4 protein-coding genes are annotated in these 2,290 nt (G+C 49.6%); all 4 read left to right on the top strand.

What is annotated here, in order from left to right:
• Positions 1-380, top strand: a 380-nt coding sequence (locus IQ260_RS30010) for a class I SAM-dependent methyltransferase (protein ID WP_193996711.1), incomplete at its 5' end; no start/stop codon positions are given.
• A gap of 185 nt (positions 381-565) precedes the next feature.
• On the top strand, positions 566-841 hold the full coding sequence (locus tag IQ260_RS30005; protein WP_193996710.1) for a hypothetical protein: 276 nt from the start codon (positions 566-568) through the stop codon (positions 839-841).
• A 137-nt stretch (positions 842-978) separates the two neighbouring features.
• Positions 979-1,203 (top strand): hypothetical protein, encoded by a 225-nt coding sequence (locus IQ260_RS30000; RefSeq protein ID WP_193996709.1) that lies wholly within the window; start codon positions 979-981, stop codon positions 1,201-1,203.
• A gap of 18 nt (positions 1,204-1,221) precedes the next feature.
• Positions 1,222-2,290: Rieske 2Fe-2S domain-containing protein (locus IQ260_RS29995; protein WP_193996708.1), on the top strand; the 1,069-nt coding region annotated here is incomplete at its 3' end.

Raw genomic sequence — 2,290 nt, 5'->3', positions numbered from 1 at the left:
GCTCAGAACGCAATGGTCCTTGGATTGACAAATATATTTTTCCGGGGGGGTACGCTCCTCAGCTGTCTGAAATTTGCCGAGACCTGCGGGCAGCAAAGCTGACTGTGGCCCACTGCGAAAACTTTAAACCTCACTATGCTGAAACCTTCAGACGCTGGGGCAAGAATTTCACCGCCAACCGCGAGGCCATTGCCGCCCTATCATCTAACTATGATGAGAGATTTCAGCGCATGTGGTACCTCTATTTACAATCCTTTGAAGCCTCCTTTAGGGATGGCAGCATGCACATTTACCAGGTTTTGTTCTATGGCGACAAACAATGGCGACTCAATGTACCCCTGCCAGGCTTTTTATCAGAGTCAGTGGGCGCGGGCCGCTAGCTTCAAGACCGGTTGTCCGCCCCAGAGAAGTGACGTATGAACTCAGCAAAAGGTGTAATTATGTCAATTTTGCATAACTTCTAAGCGTTTTCTAAGCGTGCCAGGCTAATATCCAACCTAGGTTTGAGCACAGACCTAACACCCCCTGTTGTCGTATAGTCATCCCGTGGGGATATTTCCTGGCTATGGATCCTTTCGCAGTTGCCCTGGTTGAATTTCTCATTAAAGCGATACAGGTTTACTTTATCGCTGGGCTAATTTTTGCCGTTCTTTTTTCATTGTTGGGTGTCCAGCGCACCGATCCCGGTGCGCAAGGGTTAGCCCCTTTCTTTCGCCTCCTTATTATTCCTGGCGTCAGCATTTTTTGGCCTCTGTTTGCCCTGCGTTTGGTGCGTGGCAAACAACATCCCACGGAGCACACCGCCCATCGGCAGGCGGCTAAGTTCTCAACCGGCAGCTAGCCGCACCAAGGGGATTGCACAAAAATAAAGTACTCGGTCAGATTAGGGAAAAGGTTCAGGGGGAAAGGAAAAAGGGGGCATAAAGGGTGCCTTATTTAGTTGCGGATCCCCAACTGCTATTTAGAACGGAGATTTAGATGATTATTTCGCGTCGTAAGCTTCATTTGTTCTCATCAATTGCCCTTGCCGTCCTGTTGCCCATCATTTTTATTGCAGGCCTCCTCTTTAGGCCCACCTATGCTACCGTTACCCCCGATACCGAAAAACTGCTTAGCCAAGATGCGGCAAGCGGTCTCACAGTCCAGCCTCAGCAACAAAACTCCTCTGAACTCAATCCCATTGCGGCCTTTTTACAGCAGTAATATGTTCTCCTCGCCATTATGAGTGTCTCTTATAAATCAATTCAGTGGAACCGACAAAAGCTAATTTACGATGCTATTTTGTTGGCCACTGTGGGTCTGTACATTTATATTTTTCTCACCGTCGCTAGTAAAACAGGGACCGGGTTAGACCTGAGAGGCATTCGTATCCGTGCCTATGGCTCAGCCGCGTTTATTTTATTGAATGTGATTCTGTCCATCGGGCCGCTCACCCGGTTAGATAAGCGGTTTTATCCCCTCTTGTTTAATCGACGCCACATGGGTGTCACGATGTTCTTTTTGGCGTTGATTCATGCTGTTGGGCTGAACCTGCCGTTTGTGCCGTTTAAGGTGGATGGGGGGGTGCTCACCTGGTATCACGACTTTGGTAATCTCAAGCCGTTAGTCAGTCTCTTTGTGAGCAACACCGAATATGGTGACTTGATTCGATTTCCCTTTGAAAGTCTGGGGGCAGCGGCGCTGGTCATTTTCTTTGTGATGGCCGCAACCAGCCATGATTTCTGGTTGGTGAACCTGACGGCTCCGATCTGGAAAGCGCTTCACATGGGCGTTTACTTGGCCTATGGATTGGTCGTATCCCATGTAATTTTGGGCCCGCTGCAAACTAACCAGCATCCTGTCTTGACCATCGGTGTGGGGATCAGTCTGGTGTGGATTGTCGGTCTACATTTATTAACGGCCCTTAGGGAAGCAAAGCTAGACAAGCCAATAAGCGGCACCCCTGATGAAGCCGGTTTTGTTGAGATCGGCAACGTAGCTGACATTCCAGAAAATCGGGCCAAGATCGTCACTCTGGCCGGAGAGCGGGTGGCTGTCTTTAAGTATGACGGTAAGCTCTCAGCGGTTTCTAATGTTTGTCAGCATCAGAATGGTCCCTTGGGAGAGGGAAAAATTGTAGACGGCTGTATTACCTGTCCCTGGCATGGGTATCAATATTTGCCCGATGCGGGCGCATCACCACCGCCCTTTACGGAAAAAATTCCTACATTCGAAGTCCGGGTTATCGGCGATCGCATCTGGCTCAACCCACAGCCTCAAGCACCAGGCACACGGATCGAGCCAGCAATAA

The sequence above is a fragment of the Leptolyngbya cf. ectocarpi LEGE 11479 genome, assembly GCF_015207065.1.
GTDB lineage: Bacteria > Cyanobacteriota > Cyanobacteriia > Phormidesmidales > Phormidesmidaceae > Leptothoe > Leptothoe ectocarpi.
The sequence above is the reverse complement of the archived record's forward strand: the minus strand, read 5'-3'. Positions and strand labels throughout refer to the sequence as shown.